General features: G+C 64.5%; 19 protein-coding genes and 1 pseudogene. 15 read left to right on the forward strand and 5 right to left on the reverse strand.

Features of this window, described 5'->3' with window-relative positions; translation table 11 throughout:
- The first annotated feature begins 32 nt into the window (after positions 1-32).
- Together G3N95_RS21455 and G3N95_RS21460 are read left to right on the forward strand one after the other, a co-directional pair.
- On the forward strand, positions 33-2,333 hold the full coding sequence (locus G3N95_RS21455) for an EAL domain-containing protein (protein ID WP_205972075.1): 2,301 nt from the start codon (positions 33-35) through the stop codon (positions 2,331-2,333).
- Between the two features lie 83 nt (positions 2,334-2,416).
- Positions 2,417-3,355: an endo alpha-1,4 polygalactosaminidase gene (locus G3N95_RS21460; protein ID WP_205972076.1), complete on the forward strand. Its 939-nt coding sequence runs from the start codon at positions 2,417-2,419 to the stop codon at positions 3,353-3,355.
- A 9-nt stretch (positions 3,356-3,364) separates the two neighbouring features.
- Here G3N95_RS21460 and G3N95_RS21465 read toward each other — a convergent pair whose 3' ends face one another.
- Together G3N95_RS21465 and G3N95_RS21470 are read right to left on the reverse strand one after the other, a co-directional pair.
- The gene (locus G3N95_RS21465) at positions 3,365-4,003 is read right to left on the reverse strand and encodes a LysE family translocator (protein WP_205972077.1); all 639 of its coding nucleotides are present in this window, start codon (positions 4,001-4,003) and stop codon (positions 3,365-3,367) included.
- Positions 4,004-4,129: 126 nt separating this feature from the next.
- Positions 4,130-4,888: a glutathione S-transferase family protein gene (locus tag G3N95_RS21470; RefSeq protein ID WP_205972078.1), complete on the reverse strand. Its 759-nt coding sequence runs from the start codon at positions 4,886-4,888 to the stop codon at positions 4,130-4,132.
- 319 nt (positions 4,889-5,207) lie between these two features.
- On the opposite strand from G3N95_RS21470, the gene G3N95_RS21475 reads away from it, so the two are divergent.
- The 9 genes and pseudogenes from G3N95_RS21475 to G3N95_RS21515 all read left to right on the forward strand — a co-directional run bounded on the left by G3N95_RS21475 (position 5,208) and on the right by G3N95_RS21515 (position 13,836).
- On the forward strand, positions 5,208-5,378 hold the full coding sequence (locus tag G3N95_RS21475) for a hypothetical protein (protein ID WP_205972079.1): 171 nt from the start codon (positions 5,208-5,210) through the stop codon (positions 5,376-5,378).
- Positions 5,379-5,897: 519 nt separating this feature from the next.
- Positions 5,898-6,116, forward strand: coding sequence for a hypothetical protein (locus tag G3N95_RS21480; RefSeq protein WP_205972080.1), 219 nt, complete (start codon positions 5,898-5,900; stop codon positions 6,114-6,116).
- Positions 6,113-6,418 (forward strand): hypothetical protein, encoded by a 306-nt coding sequence (locus G3N95_RS21485; RefSeq protein WP_205972081.1) that lies wholly within the window; start codon positions 6,113-6,115, stop codon positions 6,416-6,418. The genes G3N95_RS21480 and G3N95_RS21485 overlap by 4 nt, the downstream gene beginning before the upstream one ends.
- A gap of 160 nt (positions 6,419-6,578) precedes the next feature.
- Positions 6,579-7,733: a DNA polymerase IV gene (gene dinB / locus G3N95_RS21490; protein ID WP_205972082.1), complete on the forward strand. Its 1,155-nt coding sequence runs from the start codon at positions 6,579-6,581 to the stop codon at positions 7,731-7,733.
- Positions 7,734-8,020: 287 nt separating this feature from the next.
- Complete coding sequence (gene pstS / locus G3N95_RS21495; protein WP_205972083.1) at positions 8,021-9,052, forward strand: phosphate ABC transporter substrate-binding protein PstS; 1,032 nt, start codon at positions 8,021-8,023, stop codon at positions 9,050-9,052.
- A gap of 173 nt (positions 9,053-9,225) precedes the next feature.
- On the forward strand, positions 9,226-9,438 hold the full coding sequence (locus tag G3N95_RS21500; protein WP_205972084.1) for a hypothetical protein: 213 nt from the start codon (positions 9,226-9,228) through the stop codon (positions 9,436-9,438).
- Between the two features lie 218 nt (positions 9,439-9,656).
- Positions 9,657-11,209, forward strand: a pseudogene (locus G3N95_RS21505) (methyl-accepting chemotaxis protein).
- A gap of 310 nt (positions 11,210-11,519) precedes the next feature.
- Complete coding sequence (locus G3N95_RS21510) at positions 11,520-12,518, forward strand: hypothetical protein (RefSeq protein ID WP_205972085.1); 999 nt, start codon at positions 11,520-11,522, stop codon at positions 12,516-12,518.
- Positions 12,519-12,693: 175 nt separating this feature from the next.
- A complete protein-coding gene (locus G3N95_RS21515; RefSeq protein WP_205972086.1) occupies positions 12,694-13,836 on the forward strand; it encodes a J domain-containing protein in 1,143 nt (380 codons plus the stop codon).
- Positions 13,837-13,863: 27 nt separating this feature from the next.
- Here the strand turns inward: G3N95_RS21515 and G3N95_RS21520 are convergent, their stop codons facing one another.
- From G3N95_RS21520 to G3N95_RS21530, 3 genes are all read right to left on the reverse strand, one after another.
- On the reverse strand, positions 13,864-14,814 hold the full coding sequence (locus G3N95_RS21520) for a TauD/TfdA family dioxygenase (protein WP_205972087.1): 951 nt from the start codon (positions 14,812-14,814) through the stop codon (positions 13,864-13,866).
- Between the two features lie 225 nt (positions 14,815-15,039).
- Positions 15,040-15,495, reverse strand: coding sequence for a TerB family tellurite resistance protein (locus G3N95_RS21525; protein WP_205972088.1), 456 nt, complete (start codon positions 15,493-15,495; stop codon positions 15,040-15,042).
- A 59-nt stretch (positions 15,496-15,554) separates the two neighbouring features.
- Positions 15,555-15,740 carry a DUF3563 family protein gene (locus G3N95_RS21530; RefSeq protein WP_205972089.1) on the reverse strand — a complete coding sequence of 62 codons (186 nt, stop codon included), beginning with the start codon at positions 15,738-15,740 and terminating at the stop codon, positions 15,555-15,557.
- Between the two features lie 268 nt (positions 15,741-16,008).
- Here G3N95_RS21530 and G3N95_RS21535 point away from each other — a divergent pair, with 268 nt between their 5' ends.
- The 4 genes from G3N95_RS21535 to G3N95_RS21550 all read left to right on the forward strand — a co-directional run bounded on the left by G3N95_RS21535 (position 16,009) and on the right by G3N95_RS21550 (position 18,509).
- Positions 16,009-16,272: a hypothetical protein gene (locus tag G3N95_RS21535; RefSeq protein WP_205972090.1), complete on the forward strand. Its 264-nt coding sequence runs from the start codon at positions 16,009-16,011 to the stop codon at positions 16,270-16,272.
- Between the two features lie 45 nt (positions 16,273-16,317).
- Positions 16,318-16,587 carry a hypothetical protein gene (locus G3N95_RS21540; protein WP_205972091.1) on the forward strand — a complete coding sequence of 90 codons (270 nt, stop codon included), beginning with the start codon at positions 16,318-16,320 and terminating at the stop codon, positions 16,585-16,587.
- A 108-nt stretch (positions 16,588-16,695) separates the two neighbouring features.
- Positions 16,696-17,004: a DUF4148 domain-containing protein gene (locus tag G3N95_RS21545; protein WP_205972092.1), complete on the forward strand. Its 309-nt coding sequence runs from the start codon at positions 16,696-16,698 to the stop codon at positions 17,002-17,004.
- A 182-nt stretch (positions 17,005-17,186) separates the two neighbouring features.
- Positions 17,187-18,509, forward strand: coding sequence for an ATP-binding protein (locus G3N95_RS21550; RefSeq protein WP_205972093.1), 1,323 nt, complete (start codon positions 17,187-17,189; stop codon positions 18,507-18,509).
- Positions 18,510-18,583 lie beyond the last annotated feature (74 nt).

Consider the following 18,583-nt stretch of genomic DNA (forward strand, 5'->3'; position numbering starts at 1 on the left):
GTCTGCCGTTGTTGCATGAAGGGAGTGCAACCATGAGTCGTCAAGTGACTGCAGACATCGCGACTGACAAGCCAGCCGGCCGCACTCACCACGGCGCGGATCTGGCCGCCGAAGTGCTCGCGTCCGAGCAGAGCGTGTTGCGCCTGCTCACGCGCAGCACACCGTTGCCCGAATTGCTCGCAGAGGTGTGCCGCCGCGCCGAGACGCTGCTTGGCGAAGGCGCGCGATGCTCGATACTCGTGCTCGACACGGATGGCATCACCGTGCGCGTCGGCGCGGCGCCGTCGATGCCGCAGCAGTACAGCGCGGCCATCGACGGTATGCACATCGGTCCATGCGCCGGCTCTTGCGGCACGGCGATGCACGACCGGCGGCTGGTGATCGTCGAGGACATCGAACGCGATCCGTTGTGGGCCGACTATCGGCATCTCGCGCTGCCGCTCGGGCTACGCGCCTGCTGGTCGGTGCCGTTCGAAGACGACGCGGGCCAGGTGCTCGGCGCGTTCGGCGTCTACTACGACCGGCGCCGCCGCCCCAACGACGACGAACAGGCGCTGCTGCGCGAAATCGGCCAAGGCGTCGGGCTGGCCGTCCATCAGGATCTGATGCGCAAGCGTCTCGCGGAAAGCGAGGAACATCACCGGCTCGTCGTCGATCATCTGAATGAAGGCATTGTCGTGCAGTCGCGCGAAGGCATCGTGCTGGCCTGCAATCCGAGCGCGCGGCGCATGCTGCGCGCCACGGGCGATGTGATCGGCCAGGACATCTACAAGGTGATTCGCGCCGCGTACTGGGACGACGGCTCGCGCGTCGAGACGAGCGAGCAGCCGACGCGGCGCGTGCTGCGCACGGGCCGGCCCGTGGTCGGCATGACGCTGCGCCTCGAACTGGTGGGCGGCGGTTCGATCTGGATCACCGAGAACGTCGTGCCCATCTTCAAGCCGGGCGAAACGGAACCAGGCGCCGTGCTCGTGTCGTTCAACGACATCAGCGCGGTGCAGGCTGCGCGCGCGCAACTGCAGCATCTCGCGACGCGCGATTCGCTGACGGGTCTTTATAACCGTGCGTATCTTGCCGACCGGATGAGCGAGCGTCTTGCGCCCCGCGAGCGCACGGAACCACAGGCCGCTGCGCCCAGGCTGGCCGTGCTGTTCGTCGATCTGGACGGCTTCAAGAAGGTCAACGACATCGCCGGCCATGAAGCGGGCGATGCGCTGTTGTGCAGCGTCGCCGCGCGGCTTGCGGGCTGCGTACGCAGCGAGGACACGCTCGCGCGCGTCGGCGGCGACGAGTTCGTGATCGCGACGGGCGACTACGGCGACGTGTCGTTCCTGACTACGCTCGCGCAACGGGTGCTCGACACGATCGCGCTGCCGTTCGCGGTCGGCGGCAACGAGTATTACCTCGGCGCGTCGATCGGCATCAGCCTCTTTCCCGACGACGGACGCGACGCGCAGACGTTGATGCGCAATGCCGATTCCGCGATGTACGACGCGAAGCAGCGCGGCCGCAACAACTTCCAGTTCTTCACGGCCGAGCTGAGCCAGCGTCTGCAGCGGCGCTTCGCGATCGAGCAATCGTTGCGTCGCGCGCTCGCGGCCAATGAACTGAGCCTCGCCTATCAGCCCATCGTCGAGGGCGCGACGGGACACATCGTCGGCGCCGAAGCGCTGCTGCGCTGGCACAACGACGAGCTGGGCCAGGTGTCGCCCGTCGAATTCATCCCCGTCGCCGAAGACACGGGGCTCATCATCGATATCGGCCGCTGGGTGCTGGAGAACGCGTGCCGCCAGGCCGTGGAGTGGCGCAGGACGATCACGCCGCATCTGATGATCGCGGTGAATCTCTCGCCGCGGCAGATCAACGGCGAGCTGATCGGGCATGTCGCGGCGAGTCTCGAGCGGGCGGGACTGGAGCCGTCGGCGCTCGAACTGGAGATCACGGAAGGCGTGCTGATGAGCGACAGCGACTCCGTCATGCCGCTTCTGACGACGCTCGCGCGCATGGGCGTGCGCATTTCCGTCGACGATTTCGGCACCGGCTATTCGTCGCTGTCGTATCTGAAGCGCTTTCCGCTGCATAGCCTGAAGGTCGACCGGTCGTTCGTCGCCGGCTTGCCCGAGCATCGCGATGCCGTGGCGATCACGCATGCCGTCGTCGCGATGGCGCACTCGCTCGGCATGAACGTGACGGCCGAAGGCGTCGAGACGAACGAGCAGTCGGCGTTTTTGCGCTCGATCGGATGCGAGCGGCAGCAGGGCTATCTGTTCGGACGGCCCGTCGTGCCGGGCGATTTCGCTCGCGAAGCGCAGCGGCTGCAGGCGGGCATCTGATTCGCGGCGCTTCCTTTATCTTCACGCGACGCAGGTACACTGGCGCTCGTTTTTTCCTTGCGAGCGATCGAGTGGACGGACAGTTGAAGCGGGTCTTCGCAGGCGTGTTCGCGGCGTTCGTGTTGTCGCTGGCAGGCGCGCATGCCGCGGATCGAACCGCCGTCGTCGAGTCGCGCGCGTTCGACCCGTCGCCGTGGATGTCGTACTACGGCGACGCGGCCGGTCTCGGCAATCTCGCGCGCGTCGCGTCGACGTTCCGCGTGATCGACGTCGACCTCGATCCCGACGCAGACAACTTCACACCCGCCGAAATCGCCACGCTCAAGAACGGCGGCCGCAACATCGTGCTGAGCTACCTGAACCTCGGATCGTGCGAGACCTGGCGTTCGTACTGGCGCGACGTGCCGGAAGGCTTCGTGTCCTGCGGGGCGAATACGGCGGCGTATGCGGGCGCGTATCGCGGCTACCGGCAGGAAGTGTGGATGAACTTGTCGAACGCCGCTTACCAGCGGCTCATCGTCGATTACGTCGCGCCGCGTCTCGTTGCGCAAGGCGCCGACGGCTTCTATCTCGACAACCTCGAAATCGTCGAGCATGGCACGGCGACGCGCAATGGTCCGTGCGATGCCGCGTGCGCGCAAGGCGGCCTCGATCTGGTGCGTGAGTTGCGCGAGAAGTATCCGGGGCTCGTGTTCGTGATGCAGAACGCCACGGGCCGCACGACGCGCGAAGGCTCGACGGGCGGCGTTGCGTTTGCGTCGCTGCTGGACGGCGTTGCGCACGAGGAGGTGTACGCGCCGGAGTACGACGCATCGGTCGAAGCGGAACTGGCTGCGTGGAAAGTGCTGGCGTTGAGGCCGAATGGCCACGCGTTCTGGATCGCGACGCTCGATTACGTCGGCGGCTGCGATGCCGCGGCAAGTGCGCGGCGAGTGTTCGCGCGCAGCCGCGCGAAGGGTTTCGTGCCGTATGCGTCGGATAGCAGCGCGCGGCAGGGCGTCGTGTGCTACTGGGGGAAATGAGCGCCTTGGTCAGGCGCGCGAAGTCAGCAGCTTCAAACCCGCCAGCCCGAACACCACGGCGAGACCGCCATCGAGCCAGCGGCGGATCGACAGATACACGCGGCGTGCGAGCGGCGTCGAGAAGAGGGCGGCGTAGCTGCCGAACACCAGCATGCCGATTGCGAGACAGCCGGCGACGATCGTCAGCATATGCGGCGCACCGCCGTTCGTCGGCGAAGCCAGCGCGACGACGGAAATCCACACGAGAATCGCCTTCGGGTTCGTGAGATGCAGCAGCAGGCCGCGCGTATAGAGACGACGCAGCGACGGATGGCCGTCCGCAGTCTGCGTCTGCGCGACACGCGGTTGCAACGCCGAGCGGCCTGACTTGAACGCGAGCCACAGCAGATAGCATCCGCCGAAAATCTTCAGCCCGGCCATCAGCCCCGAAAACGCCAGCAGCGCCGCCGACAGACCGAGTGTCGCGAGCATCGCCCAGAAGCACGAGCCGCACACGACGCCCGCGGCGAACGAGAACGCGGCCTTGCGGCCGTCCGTGGTCGCGATCGACATGATGGCGAGATTGCTCGGGCCCGGGCTCGCCGTACCGACGAAATAGGCGGAGTAGGCGAACAGGACGTTGGCGGAGAGGATCGGCAGGCTGGTCATGGGATGGGCGCGCGTTCAGTGAGTTTTCGAAAATTGTCGCTGCGGGATGCATCGGGCGGAATAGACAGTTGGCCATTCGCGAGTCAGGCCAGCCGCACGCGCGAAGCCGGACAGTTCATGACGGATTCAGCGCCGTGCCGCTCGCGCCAGGTTCGGCCAGCAGCGCGCGGCGATGCGCTCGTGATACGCCATCAGCGCGGGTTGCGTCGAGACGAAATCGTGCACCGGGCTCTCAAATGGATGCACGGCCGTCGTGTGGACCCACGCGAAACCCGTTGCGTCGATCGTCGACGGTTCGTCTCCTAGCAGAAAGGGCTGGTCGCCGAGCAGATCGGCGATGGCCTGCCATCCGTCGATGCCCATCCGCGCGACTTCGTCGTAGCTATGCCTTCCGGTGCCTTGCTCCCACGTCTGACGCAGCACCTTGCGGCGGATCGTGGGCAGCAGCAGCGGCGCGAACGCGCCGACCAGCGGCCGTGCGAACGCCGGCGCGGTGAGCCGCGCATAGTCGACCAGAAGCGGTTTGTAGAGGGCCATGTTGCCGTCGACGGCCCAGCGAAAATACACGATCACGAAATACAGGTGCGTTTCCAGCAGCGCCTTGATCGCCGCCGACTGCGCGCGTTGCTTCGGATCGAGCAGCGCGTCGTTCAGTGCGTGCGGATAGCGGCTTTGCAGATAACCGATGATCGCGGACGAATCGCACACGGTCACGCCGTCGATGTCCGCCACGGGCAGTTTCTTGTTCGGCATCGCATTGAGATTGCCGATGCGTCCTTCGTACGGAATGTTCGACAGTCGAAGCCATGTTTCCAGCTTGACGACGAACGGACTGAGATCGGGCGGCATCGCGCCCGAGCCGTCTCCGAACTTGTACACGATCATGGCGTCCCCTCGTGCGCAGTGATTCCGATGGCGATGCGTCGTGGTCTTGCCGTGCCCGTCGTGCAGGTGCGGCAACGGGAATGCTACAGGCAGGCGCGTGCGCGCGGTGAATCCGGAGTATCAGCGGGCCTGGAAGCGGGCTCAAACGCGGACTTAACTTTCGTGCCAGCACGGCCCGCGGATTGTTGTGCCCACGCAAACATAGATTCCCTGCGCATGCGATTGATGCTTGACGAGAGATTCATAGAATAGTCATCAAGGGGCGCCGGATGACGTGGCGCCAGGCGATTCAGGAATCGGACGGATTGTGGAGGTTGAGATGGACATCCTCGATGTGGCGCGGCAAGCAGGCATGACGGTCGTGCTCGAAGCCCGGATCGGGCGGCAGGAATATCACAGCGTGCATGGATCGCTGGCGGCGTTGCAAAGCTTCGCCGAGCGGGTGCGGGCGTCGACGATGGAAGAGGCGCACGCTGTCGAGCAGGAGTGAAAAAAGGAAGAGCCGTCGGCTCGCGACGGCTCTTCGGTGCCACGTGGTCTCACGCGCTCGATCTGACGATCAGCCACTAAACAGTTCGACGAGACAGACGATCGTCGTGAACAGTCCAATGCAGCCGCCCAATGCGACTGCACCTTGCATGAAACCTCCTAAATTCCCCATATAGCGCTCCGTGATGTTCTGGATGGTGGCGCTAGTCTAAATCGAAAGAAATAAGAAAGGTAAAAGAAAGTATCGGCGAAGTTCTCGCCGAATCACGTTCGTCGGCATGGTGGGCATCCGTCACGCCTTCTGACAGCTGCCATCCAGTCGTCAACGATTGAACGCCGGGCGTCGCGAGATTGCGACGGCCCGGCGTTTCTTCGTCCGCTGTCCGGCCATGCGCGTTAGACTGCTGCGCGCCGGCTGAGGCGAAGCGCCCGGCATCCGCGCAACGCCGTGTCGGAGCAATTGCACAAAAGGCTGTATGGATATACAGTATCGATGTGCGATTGAACAGGAACGTGCGTCATGGATATGCGTGTGCATCAACCCGCGGGTCATCCCATGCCGGAGATTGCGGCGTTTGTCGCAACCCTGAAGTCCGCGTTTGGTGAGCGGGAAATCGACGAGGCCATCCGCCGGGGCAAGGCGGGCGAGCCAACCTTCTATGCATGCGAAAACGGCAGGTCGGTGGGCACCGCGGGTTTGTCCGTGGCGGCAAGCGCGGCACAGGAGAGTGAGCAATGAATGCAGGTCGTCTGTGGGTTGGACTCGTCGCGCTGGTGTTGACTTCCGCAGCGCACGCGGAAAAGTACGTCGAGATCTGGAATCCGCCGGAGGCACGCGGCCACTCGGCGGGTTCCACTGCGCAAAAGCCGGTTCGTCAGCATGCTCAAAAACCCGCTGCGCCGCGGCTCGCCAGAAAGGTGACCGAACCGGGCGATACGCCGGCTGTGCAGGGCGCGTCGTCGGTGGTGTCGACCAAGCGGCCCGGCAACCGGAGCATTCCGCGCAAAATCGGTCCTGATGGCAACGTGTTTCGCGTGTGAGGGGAGCGATGAAGCGGCGGCCGTCGCTTCAATCCGGGTCGCGCGGGCAACTTGCTAAACTGCTTATCCCTGCCCGTATGGGCGTGCGCGGGCGCATCGCCGCACGTGTCCGCCGTGCTCGCCGCAGCGCAATCCTCCATCGCCAACCGCATCAAGCATCATGAGTGTCACCGTTCGCCGTATCGCGCATCTCGACATGGACGCGTTCTATGCATCCGTCGAGTTGCTGCGTTATCCGGAGTTGCGTGGCAAGCCGGTGGTGATCGGCGGAGGGCGTAATGCGGCGCCCGAAACGCTGGCTGACGGCACACGCCGTTTCGCGCGACTGAAAGACTACGCGGGGCGCGGCGTCGTCACGACGTCGACGTACGAGGCGCGCGCCTTCGGCGTCTTCTCGGCGATGGGCATGATGAAGGCCGCGCAGCTTGCGCCGGACGCCATCCTCCTGCCCACCGACTTCGATTCCTACCGCCATTACTCGCGCCTCTTCAAGGCCGAAGTGGCGAAGTTTACGACGCGCATCGAAGATCGCGGCATCGACGAAATCTATATCGATCTGACCGACGTATCCGGCGATGCCGCCGACATCGGCTCGCGTATCAAAGAGGCGGTCCGTTCGGCGACGGGCCTGACCTGTTCGATCTGCGTCGCGCCGAACAAGCTGCTCGCGAAGATCGGCTCAGAACTGGACAAGCCCGACGGCCTGACCATCCTGACGCCCGAGGACATCCCTTCGCGCATCTGGCCGTTGGCCGCACGCAAGATCAACGGCATCGGGCCGAAGGCCAGCGAGCGGCTGGCCACGCTGGGCATCAATACGGTCGGCGATCTGGCGCACGCCGCGCCGGATCTGTTGCAGTCGAACTTCGGCCTCAAGTATGCGACGTGGCTCACGCACGTCGCGCAGGGTGCGGACGAGCGTCCTGTGGTCGTCGAATCGGAACCGAAGTCGATGAGCCGCGAGACGACCTTCGAACGCGATCTGCATCCGCGCCATGACCGGCCCGCGCTGTCGGAGTCGTTCACGCGGCTGTGTGTGCGCGTCGCGGAAGACTTGCAGCGCAAGGGCTACGTCGGACATACCATCGGCATCAAGCTGCGCTTCGACGATTTCTCCACCGTGACACGCGATCTTACGCTGCCCGCCGCGACGTCGGATGCGGGCGCCATCCGGCGTGCGGCCACCGAATGTCTGAAGCGCGTCGCGCTGACGCGCAAGCTGCGGCTGCTCGGTGTGCGCGTGAGTGGCTTGTCTCTAGCAAGCGAACAGGCGCCGCCGCTGCCGATCCAGGCCGAACTGCCGTTCACGGCTTGAGTGCGGTGCGGCGGACAAACGTCGCGCGCGCCCGCGACCTCAAATGCGCCGGAACCGCGTGCCGTTCAACCGGCCCACCGACACACACCATCGAGCGACACGCGCGGCGATCGCACGTTTTCGTCTGCAGAGAGCAAGCGGCGCCGATCGCTTCATCCGTCACCGCATTGTCACGAAGCGCGACTAATTTCGAAACGCACCCCATACAAAGCTTTCAGCAGCGATCTTGCATGGGACCAGAGCCACGCTCCAACGAAGCCGCTCTTCCCGACAAAAGGAGGTGAACCATGAAACTCGCATTGTTAGCGGCGGCCGGCCTGCTCGGAGCGCTGTCGTTTTCCTTCGCGCACGCAGCCGACGTCACGGGCGCAGGCAGCACCTTCGCGGCGCCGATCTACACGAAATGGGCCGACGCGTATCAGAAGACAGGCGGCGGCCGCATCAACTACCAGGGCATCGGCTCGTCGGGCGGCATCAAGCAGGTGCTCGCGAAAACCGTCGATTTCGCCGGCTCCGATGCGCCGCTCAAAGACGACGAACTCGCGAAAGACGGCCTGTTCCAGTTTCCGACGGTGGTCGGCGGCGTGGTGCCCGTGGTCAATCTGCCCGGTATGAAACCGGGTTCGCTGGTGCTGTCGGGCCCCGTGCTCGGCGATATCTACCTCGGCAAGATCAAGAAGTGGAACGACCCGCAAATTGCCGCGCTCAATTCGGGCGCGAAGCTGCCCGACACCGACATCGCCGTCGTGCGCCGCGCGGACGGCTCGGGCACGAGCTTCATCTGGACGCACTATCTCTCGCAGGTGAGTCCGGAATGGAAGAGCAAAGTGGGTGAAGGCTCGACCGTCAACTGGCCGACGGGCACGGGCGGTAAGGGCAACGACGGCGTCGCCGCGTTCGTGCAGCGGTTGCCGGGCGCGATCGGCTATGTCGAATGGGCGTATGCGAAGCAGAACAAGATGACTTACACGTCGCTGAAGAACGCGGCGGGCGCCGTCGTCGAGCCGAAGACGGACACCTTCAAGGCGGCGGCAGCGGGCGCCGAGTGGTCGAAGTCGTTCTATCAGATCCTCACCAACGAGCCGGGCAAGGACGCGTGGCCCGTCGTTGGCGCGACGTTCGTGCTCGTGCATTCGGCGCAGGACAAGCCGGATCGCGGCAAGGAAACGCTCAAGTTCTTCGACTGGGCGTTCAAGAACGGTAGCCAGACGGCGCAGGAACTCGACTACATCACGCTGCCGGATGCCGTCGTGTCGCAGATTCGCACGCAGTGGAAGGCCAAGGTCAAGGACGCATCGGGCAAACCGATCGCCGATTGATCAGACAAAACGCACAAAAACGGGCCGGTGTGCGAGAACGCCGGCCGTCATTGAACAGTAACGGGGCATCGCGATAATGCGGATCCTGGCCTGAGAGCAATCGGGACGGGCGTGAAGCGCGGCGTGGGTTGCGTGGATCGCCAGCAATCTCGATTGAAGCCAGAGACGTATCAATGACCATTCCCATGCTGACCACACACCGAGGCTATCGCCTTCAAGCCAGCGCTGCTATTCGCGACGATGGCCTGCACGCGGCGGATCTGACCATCGAAAAACCGGGTCTGCCTCCTCGCATCTTCAACGCACTCGACTACTTCTACGACGGCGAACAGGCGCTCAAGTACGCGACCGCCTGGGGCCGCATCTGGGTCGACATGAAGGGTTGATCGGCGGCGCGCGCCTGGATGGCCAGGCCCGACGCGAACTCCGAGTGAACGCTCTGCGTGAAAACGATTTCAGTAAAATTTTCCTCCCAAATATTGGGGTGCAATTCAGAATCCCCCTGAACGAACCGTAAGAGGCGAGAGCAAACGTTGGCTTTCACTGCCAACGCGCGCGCGAACCATTGCGCCGCGCCGGGCCGCGCATCCTCCCTCTATCGTTCATGAAACTCACATTCAAGCTTCCCCTTGCTTTTGCCGCAGCGCTCTTCCTGATGTTCGCCGGCGCGATGTACGGCCTGTACGCGATGCATCGCTCGATCGACGAATACAACGACCTCGTGCGTGTGCACGTCGCCAACGAGCGGACGGCGTCGAACGTCCTCGTCAACTTCAAGCTTCAGGTGCAGGAGTGGAAGGACATCCTGCTGCGCGGCAAGGATCCCGCGAAGCTCGACAAGGGCTGGGCCGCATTCGAGAAGCAGGAAAGCATCGTCGATACGCAGACGAAGGCGCTGCTCTCGTCGCTCGACGACGGCGGCACGCGCTCGCTCGTCGAACAGTTCGCGACGGCGCACGTGGCGATGGGCGGCGGCTATCGCAAGGGACTCGAAGCCTTCAAGGAGGCCGGCTTCGAGCCGACGGCGGGCGACAAGGCGGTCGCGGGTGTCGACCGTGAACCCGCGCGCCTGCTCGGCGAAGCCGTCGAGCAGATCGCGACCCGAACGGCGGCGATGTCCGCGCAAGCCGCCGACGATGCGCGCCGAGCGGGCGCGATCAGCCTCGTGCTGATGATGGCGGCATTCGCCGCGGGCCTGGGCGGCGCGTTCCTGTTCAGCCGCTCGATCACGTCGCCGCTGACGCGTGCGGTCGATGTCGCGCGCAGCGTTGCACAAGGCGATCTGACGACGCGCATCGAAGCACACGGCAACGACGAAATCGGCGCGCTGCTCAACGCGCTCGCCGAGATGCAGGCGAGCCTCTCGAACGTGGTGAGCCGCGTGCGCCGCAATGCGGACGGCGTCGCGACGGCCAGTTCGCAGATCGCGGCGGGCAATATGAGCCTGTCGGCGCGCACGGAAAAGAACAGGCTGCATCGCTCGAGGAAACGGCGGCGAGCATGGAAGAACTCACGGGCACCGTGCGGCAGAACGCGGGCAACGCAAGTCACGCCGCGACGCTGGCCGAAAAGGCATCCGACACGGCCGTGCACGGCGGCGACGTGATGCGGCGCGTGGTCGATACGATGGCGGGCATTACGGAAAGCTCGTCGAAAGTCGGCGAGATCATCGCGGTGATCGAAGGCATCGCGTTTCAGACCAACATCCTTGCGCTGAACGCGGCCGTCGAGGCGGCGCGCGCGGGTGAAGACGGACGGGGCTTCGCCGTCGTCGCGGGTGAAGTGCGTGCGCTTGCGCAGCGCAGCGCGACAGCGGCGAAGGAAGTGAAGGCGCTAATCGATCAATCTTCGACGCGCGTTGCGGCGGGCTCGGATCTCGTGCGCGACGCGGGCGGCATTATCGGAGAGATCGTCGGCTCCGTGCAGCAGGTGACGGCCATCATCGCCGAGATTTCGGCGGCATCGAACGAACAGAGCACGGGTATCGAACAGGTCAATCTCGCCGTCACGCAGATGGACGAAGTGACCCAGCAGAACGCGGCGCTCGTCGAAGAGGCATCGGCGGCCGCGCAGTCGATGGCGGAGCAGGCGCGCTCGCTGCGCGAAGCCGTCGCTGTGTTCACGACAGCCGACACCGACTATTCGCTCGCGCGATAAGTTCACACGATTAGCAGCGCGAAGTGTGTGGCAAAAGTGCCGAATGTATGGCGTCGCACACAGTCAATTTTTCTACACTCGACCCGCCCGTTTATGCCCTATAAGATGGCGCGTGACGCAACACGTCTATTTGCTGGCCGATTTTGCATCGGGCCGGCGGTCCGATTCGTATGACGAACGAGGCGCGCAGGGACAGGCCTGCATGATGGACGCCTCGCGGCCGTCGCACACCGCACCGCATCTCGCCTGATTTCTTCGAACACAGACGGCTTGCCGGGAAGGGCTGCCCGGCGCATGAGAGGGACGTGGCATGTTGAACAAGTTGATCGACATTGCGAGACACATCCGACGTAGCGAGCGCTTCAAACATTCGATCAGCACGCCAGGCCGCATCACGCTGCACGCGCAACAACGTCTGAATCGCGGCTACTTCGCGATCGAGATTCGCGCGCACTCGGGCTTCTTCTCGGTCATGCAGATGGTGCTGTTCATCCTGATGTATTGCGATGAAAAGCGCCTCACGCCGCTCATCTCTGCGCGCGGCGGCATTTACGGCGACCCGGAGGGCCAGGTCGACTGGTTCGGCGAATACTTCGATACCGTCGGCGTGCCGGCCTCGCCGGCGTCGAACATGCGGCTGCGCACGTCGGTCGTGCACGATCTCGGCGGACTCGGATTTCGCCGCCGTTACGAGTCGAAGCTCGAACTGCGCCACGCGAGCGCGCTATTCCGCGCGCACTATCAGCCGACCGCGCCGATCCGCGCGGAAGTCGACGCAATCCGCCGGCGAACCGGCATCGGCGCTGCGACGCTCGGCGTGCATTTTCGCGGCACCGACAAGAAGCTCGAAGCACATACCATCGGTTGGGACGAATTTTGCCGTCTCGTCGAGCGCACGCTCGCCGAAGAACCGCAACTGACGAACATCTTCGTGTCGAGCGACGAACAGGCGTTCCTCGATTTCTTCGTCAAGTGGGGCTTCCGGGTGCCCGTCAGCGTCGCGCCCGCCAGGCTGCTCGCGACGGGCGGCACGCCCGTGCATTTCAGCGGCCATCCGGGGCTGGCGATCGGCCGCGAGGCGCTCGTCGCGAGTCTGCTGCTCGCGAACTGCGGATATCTGTTGAAGACGCCGTCATATCTGTCGGCGTGGTCGAAAATATTCAATCCGTCGTTGCCCGTCAGGCTGGCCGTGCCGCCGCGCGAGGGCGCGTTCTGGTTTCCGGACAGCCAGATCTGGACCGAGCAGAAGGCGCGTCGCCGCGATGTCCCGGAGGCGGAGGTGCGGATGCCCGATCAGAAAACCGCCTGAAGCGGCATCGCATCGGCAGTACGACGGACACGACCGGTCCGGCGCGGCACGAAATGTGCGGCCTGGGCCACAACGGCGCTCAAAAAGGCGGCATCCGGCTGGGTCTGCGACCGGCCGGGGCGTTTGCGCTCGCGTAGAATCACACAAAAGACCAGCACGGCAATCGGGGAAGGGCGTGAAGATTCACAGCCATTACGACAATCTGAAAGTCTCGCGGGATGCCCCTCAAGAGGTGATCCGCGCGGCCTACAAGACCTTGTGTCAGAAATATCATCCTGACCGGCGGATCGACGATCCCGATGCCGAGCGGGTGATGAAGATCATCAACGCGTCCTACGCGGTGCTGAGCGATCCCGTGCAACGCAAGGAGCACGACGAATGGCTCGCGCGCAAGGAACGCGAAGCGGCAGCCGCCGCTGCGCCGCCACCTCCGCCGCGTCCCGCGACCCCGGCACAGCAGAAGAATCAGCAGAAAACCCAGCAGACGAACTGGCAGGCCGCCACGCAGACGAAGCGCGATGCTTCGCCGCGTCCGCAGCCCCGTTCCAGCGCGTGGACCTCGCAGGCGCGCATCGATCCGCGCGCTGCGCCGCAGAAGCCGCGCGCGGCAGCGGGGTTTGCACTGCGCAAGATTTCGCTGCGCAGCTGGATCGCGATCGGCGTCTGCGCCTTCTTCGGTTACGTCGCGATATCGGAATCGATGACGCCGTGGCCGTTCACGCGCAACACGTCGACGTCGTACGGCTCGCCTTATGGTGCGCGCGATGAAGGCGACGGCGACGGTGGGGCATCGACGGAAGGCAAGCGACGCGCGCTGGCCGCGATGTCGTCGGCACAGGCGGCGACGTCGCCGTGGACCAACGATGCCTCCGCCGGCAGCGATGCCGCCTCGTCTGCACGGCCTGCGTTCGCCAGGCCGACAGCCGCGCCGAACGGCCTGCCGTGGCCGTCGACGGCGTCTTACCTCGACGGCATGCCTGTCGGCGCGGACGGCGGGCATTCGTCCGTCACGATCGACAACACGTCCAACCGCTTCGACGTGTTCGCCAAGCTCGTCTTCAATGCCTCCGTGTTCGACCAGCCGGTGCGGCACTTCTTCATCCCGGCGGGGAAGAGCTTCACGCTGCTCGGCGTCGCGCCGGGCAGCTACGACGTCCGCTATCAGAACCTCGACGACGGCGGCCTGTACAAGTCGCAGAACTTCGCCGTCACCGAACAGGACAGCGGCAACGGCATCGACGCGACCAACGTGAGCATCACGCTCTACTCGGTGCCGGGCACCGTGCAGCCGACGACGATCGGCCGCGGCGACTTCTGATCGCCCCCGCAGCCGCGCAACGTCACGTCACTGCAGCGTCGCGCCGGCACCCCGAACCACCACGCTCTGCCGCCCGTTGATACTCACGGGCACGTCGCCGTGCACCGTTGCGCGCCGCACGACGCGGTGCGCATCGCTATAGTCGTTGATCGCGTAGTGCTGGGTCGCGCGGTTGTCCCAGATCGCGACGTCGCCTTGCGTCCAGTTCCAGCGCACGGTGTTTTCGAGGCGCGTGACGTGGTCGTGAAAGACCTGCAGCAGATGCGTCGATTCGCTCGCCGACAGCCCCTTCAGTCGCTGCACGAAATGACCGAGCACGAGCGAGCGTTCGCCCGTTTCCGGATGCACGCGCACGACGGGATGCTCGGTCTCGTAGACCGTCGACGTGAACACTTCGCGGTAGCGCTTCAACTGCTCGCCATCGGCGTTCGCATGCGACGACGCGTAGTCGTACGCGTTCGTGTGCAGCGCCCACAGCGTGTCGGCCAGACGGCGCAGTGGCTCAGGCAGATGCTCGTACGCGGCGGCTGTATTGGCCCAGACGGTGTCGCCGCCATACGGCGGAATCACCACTGCGCGCAGGATCGAAATCTTCGGATAGGCGTCGACGAAGGTAACGTCCGTGTGCCACGAGTTGGCCCGTGCGCCGTGCTGCGAATCGAGTTCGAGCAGATGGCGGCTGCCATCGACGGACGGCACGGTCGGATGCGCGACGGTCTCGCCGAAGCGTCGCGCGAAGGCTTCTTGCCCTGCGTCGTCGAGATGCTGCTGGCCACGGAAGAACAGCACCTTGTGCTTCAGCAGCGCGGCGTGGATCGCGTCGAAGGTCGGCGCGTCGATCGAGCCGGATAGTTCGACGCCGCGAATCTCCGCGCCGATGCGGCCGGCGACGCGGCGCACGTCGAGCGTTTCGGGTGTCGCATGCGCGGCGATGGCGCCTGCGTTCGATGCGGCGATGGCCGCTTGCGTATTCGACATCTGACGTCTCCATGTAGGGGGAGCGTTCATTCAAGCAGCCCGCCCGCGCAAAGAGAACTGATGATTCGTGCGAACGTGTCCATGCGGGCTGCGCTATCGATAGCGGGTTTCGTGCTATGGCCGGTGCATCGCGAGCCGATGTGCGAAGCGCTGTCCCGGCCGGGCGATCGAGCGTTCGACGGGACAGCGCCTGGGTAAAGCAGCGCGCTAGTGCGCGCTAATGCGTTAGCCGGGCGGCGTCCGGGCAAGTGTCAGTCTTTCGCGCGAGCGCGGGCTTTCGTATATCTCGCGCGCGCCGGGCATGTACCACGCGGCGTGCAGGGTCCGGATGAACAGCGCTTCCGGGTCGGAGATGTGGCCGTCCGCCTGCGCGCCTTCCTCGCACAGCGCGATGATCTCGCGGCGCAGCCGCCAGTCCTTGATGTCCTGCGCGAGCCCGAAGACCACGGCGGGATCCAGCCGGCAAGCGTCGCCCCAGTTGAGATAGGCCGTCGTGGTGAGGTCCTCGCACATCTGCTGCATGACGGCGAGCAACTGTCCGCGGTTCATCTGCAGACGCTCTTCCATCCCGTAGCGGTCCAGTGCTTCGAGTTCGTCGATACCCACGTGTCCGTCCGACAGCAGGCACGCTGCCACGATGCGGGCTGCCGCTTCGGGACTGTCGCTTCGATAGTGACGCATTTCAGATCTCCATTCCTTTGCTTTGCTTCGATTCGGTTCGATTGACGACGCAGTCCGCGTCACGCGATCCAGTCGCGCGGCATCACGCTCGAGTGCACATGAAACGGATAGTCCGCGTCGTCGACCGTGCGCATGCGGCGTTCGAGATCGGCCAGATCCGTCGACGACGCGAGCCAGGCTTCGCGTTCGCTTTCGCGGGAATGGGTGAGCAGCGTGCCGAAACGGCGTGCGATTTCGCTAAACATGATGTTCTCCTTCAGTAGTGCGATGAGAGATGAGTGCGATGCGCAGGCCTGGTTTCAAGTGTCTGTGGTCGCCTGAGATCAGGGACGCTGCATCGACGGAATGCATCGTAGGCGGGCTGAATTAGCGGGAAATGAGAGCCGTGCGCATGTGCGTTTCGACGCGCTGTCCGATGCGGAACGCGCGCTAATTCTTTGCTCACTCTCGATGCACAGAATGCGAATCAACCGATGCGTCAATGACACGGCATCGGATGTCAAGGAGAACAACATGAAAGGGATTCGCCACGTTGCCGTTGCCGCTGCGCTCGGCCTGGGGCTCGTGAGTGCGGCGCAGGCGCATGTGTTCGTCGGCGTCGGCATCGCACCCGCCTTAGCACCCGTCGTAGCTGTCGCTCCCGTCGTGCCCGTGTATGCGCCGCCGCCGCCCATGTATTACGCGCCGCCTCCGCCTGTCTACACGCCGCCCGTCGTGGTCGGCTATTGGGGCCATCCGCATTGGGCGTATCGCGGTTACTACGGTTACTGGCGCTGAGCGCGCGATGCACCGCAATCAACTTCATCGAATGGAGCACACGTCATGAACTCACGACACCTTGCAACGATCGCCGCCGCAGCCTGCGTACTTTCCTTCGTTTCAGGATGTGCGGTCGCCGGCGAAGGCTATTTCCTGAGCCGTCATCCGAACATCGCGACGGCCGACTTCGACGCGCAGCAGGCGATCGAACGCATGCGCGCCGCGCAGCGTGCCAATGGCTACGACATGGGCGGACATGCGGGACGCGCGATCCAGTTGCTGCAGGACGCGCGCTATGAAATGCAGGCGGCCGCCGAGGTGGCCAGCCGTTGATCCGCGCATGAACGCGCCGCAAACGGCCGCTCATTTTCTTCTCATTCTCGGGCTCTACGATGAGCTTCATCGCAAGGCTCACTTGATCGACATCTGGAGGGAAACATCATGAAAACGCTGATTCGTACGGCCGCTGTCGCGATGGCGCTGGCGTTGCCCATCGCCGCATTCGCACAATCGAGCGCACCTGTCACGCGTGCCGACGTTCGGGCGCAACTCGCGCAACTGGAAAGCGCGGGCTACAGCCCGGCGGGCGACAACGCGCACTATCCGACGGGCATCGAAGCCACGCAGGCGCGAATCGATTCGCAGCACGCGGATGAATACGGCGGCGTGATAGACCACACGTCGCAGGCGGGCGCGGCTTTTCATCCGCAATATGACGTCGGATTGAAGTCGATTTATGTCGGGCATTGAAGGCTTGCGGAACGCCATTCTCCGCACGATGAAACGCGCGGGCGCGCAGAGAAATCTGCGCGTCCGCATCATTGCGTTCGCAACCGGGAGAGCATGCCGTGCGGTGTAGAATCGGCTCGCCAACAGGCTCGGCAGCAGGCTCGCCGACTGGCTCGGCAACAGCGTCGTCAACAGGATCATCCATGCCCAAGATCCGCTCGCTCAGAAACCAACTCGTGCTCGCCCTGTGTGTGCTGGTGAGCGTCGTCGGCGTGGTGCAGGGCGTCAGTTCGTGGCAGCTGGCGAAAGCCGGCATGAGCGCGTTGCTCGATCTGCGTCTCGAACAGGCGGCGTCGCGGCTGTACAAGAGCGGGCTCGCTGAATCATTGCCCGCCATTCCCGCGCGCGGCTCGCAGCCGGAACGCGATATCTACGTCACGGTCTGGAGAGACGACATCGCCACGCCGTATCGTTCGACGGATCCCGCGCTCGCATTGCCGCGCAACGCCGACCCCGGCTTCACGACGGAAATGGTGGATGGCGAAAGCTGGCGCATCTACACGCTGCGCGAGCCGTCGATGGTGATCCAGGTCGCGCAGCGCTCGCGCGTGCGGCATGAACTCGCGCAGGCGCGTTCGCTGAATACGCTGTGGCCGATGATCGTGCTGGTGCCGCTGGTCTGGATCGCCGTGCTGCTCGTCGTGCGGCGCGCGCTGCGCCGGTTGACGCGCCTCGGCGCGCAGGTGAAGGCCATCGACATGACGCATTTCGAGCAATTGTCCACCTCGGGCGTGCCGACGGAGATCCGCCCGTTCATCACGTCGATCAACACGATGATCGGGCGTCTCGAACAGTCGATCGAGAGCGAGCGCAAGTTCATCTCCGACGCCGCGCATGAACTGCGCACGCCGCTTACCGCGCTTCAGTTGCAGGCAGACAATCTGCAGCCGCATATCGCGCCCGGCAATCAGGAGCGCTTTCGCGAGCTGCAAAGCGGCATCCGGCGCAGCGGCCGGCTGATCGCGCAACTGCTGCGGCTCGCGCGCGCCGATGCGGCGCTGAAGGCGGACACGCTGATGCGCGTCGACGTGTCGGCCGTCGTCGTCGATGCCGTCGCCGAAGTGTTGCCCATTGCGATGCAACGCGGCATCGACATCGGCGCTGATGAAATGACGAGCGCCCATGTGTACGCGAATGACGCCGATATCGGCATTGCGCTGCGCAACCTCGTGAGCAACGCGATCCGCTATACGCCGGACGGCGGCAAGGTCGATCTGAGCGTGCATCTGCGCGATGGAATGGCGTGGATCGAAGTCGTCGATACGGGGCCGGGCATCGACGAGGCGCAACTGCCGCGCGTGTTCGATCGCTTCTTCCGGGCCAATACGCAGATCGAAGGCAGCGGACTGGGTCTGTCGATCGTGCAGGCCATCGCGAACCGGTACGGCGGCGCAGTGCATCTGCGCAATCGCACGGACGGGCAGTCCGGCATCGTCGCATCGATCGGTTTCGCCGCCGTACCCTGAACGACGAGACCAGAAGGGCCAACGCGCTCATTCTTCGCTAAGCCTGCGCGCATAGCATGAGAACGGTTGGAGCA

This window comes from Paraburkholderia sp. Tr-20389, assembly GCF_017104565.1.
In the GTDB taxonomy this organism is placed as follows: Bacteria; Pseudomonadota; Gammaproteobacteria; order Burkholderiales; family Burkholderiaceae; genus Paraburkholderia.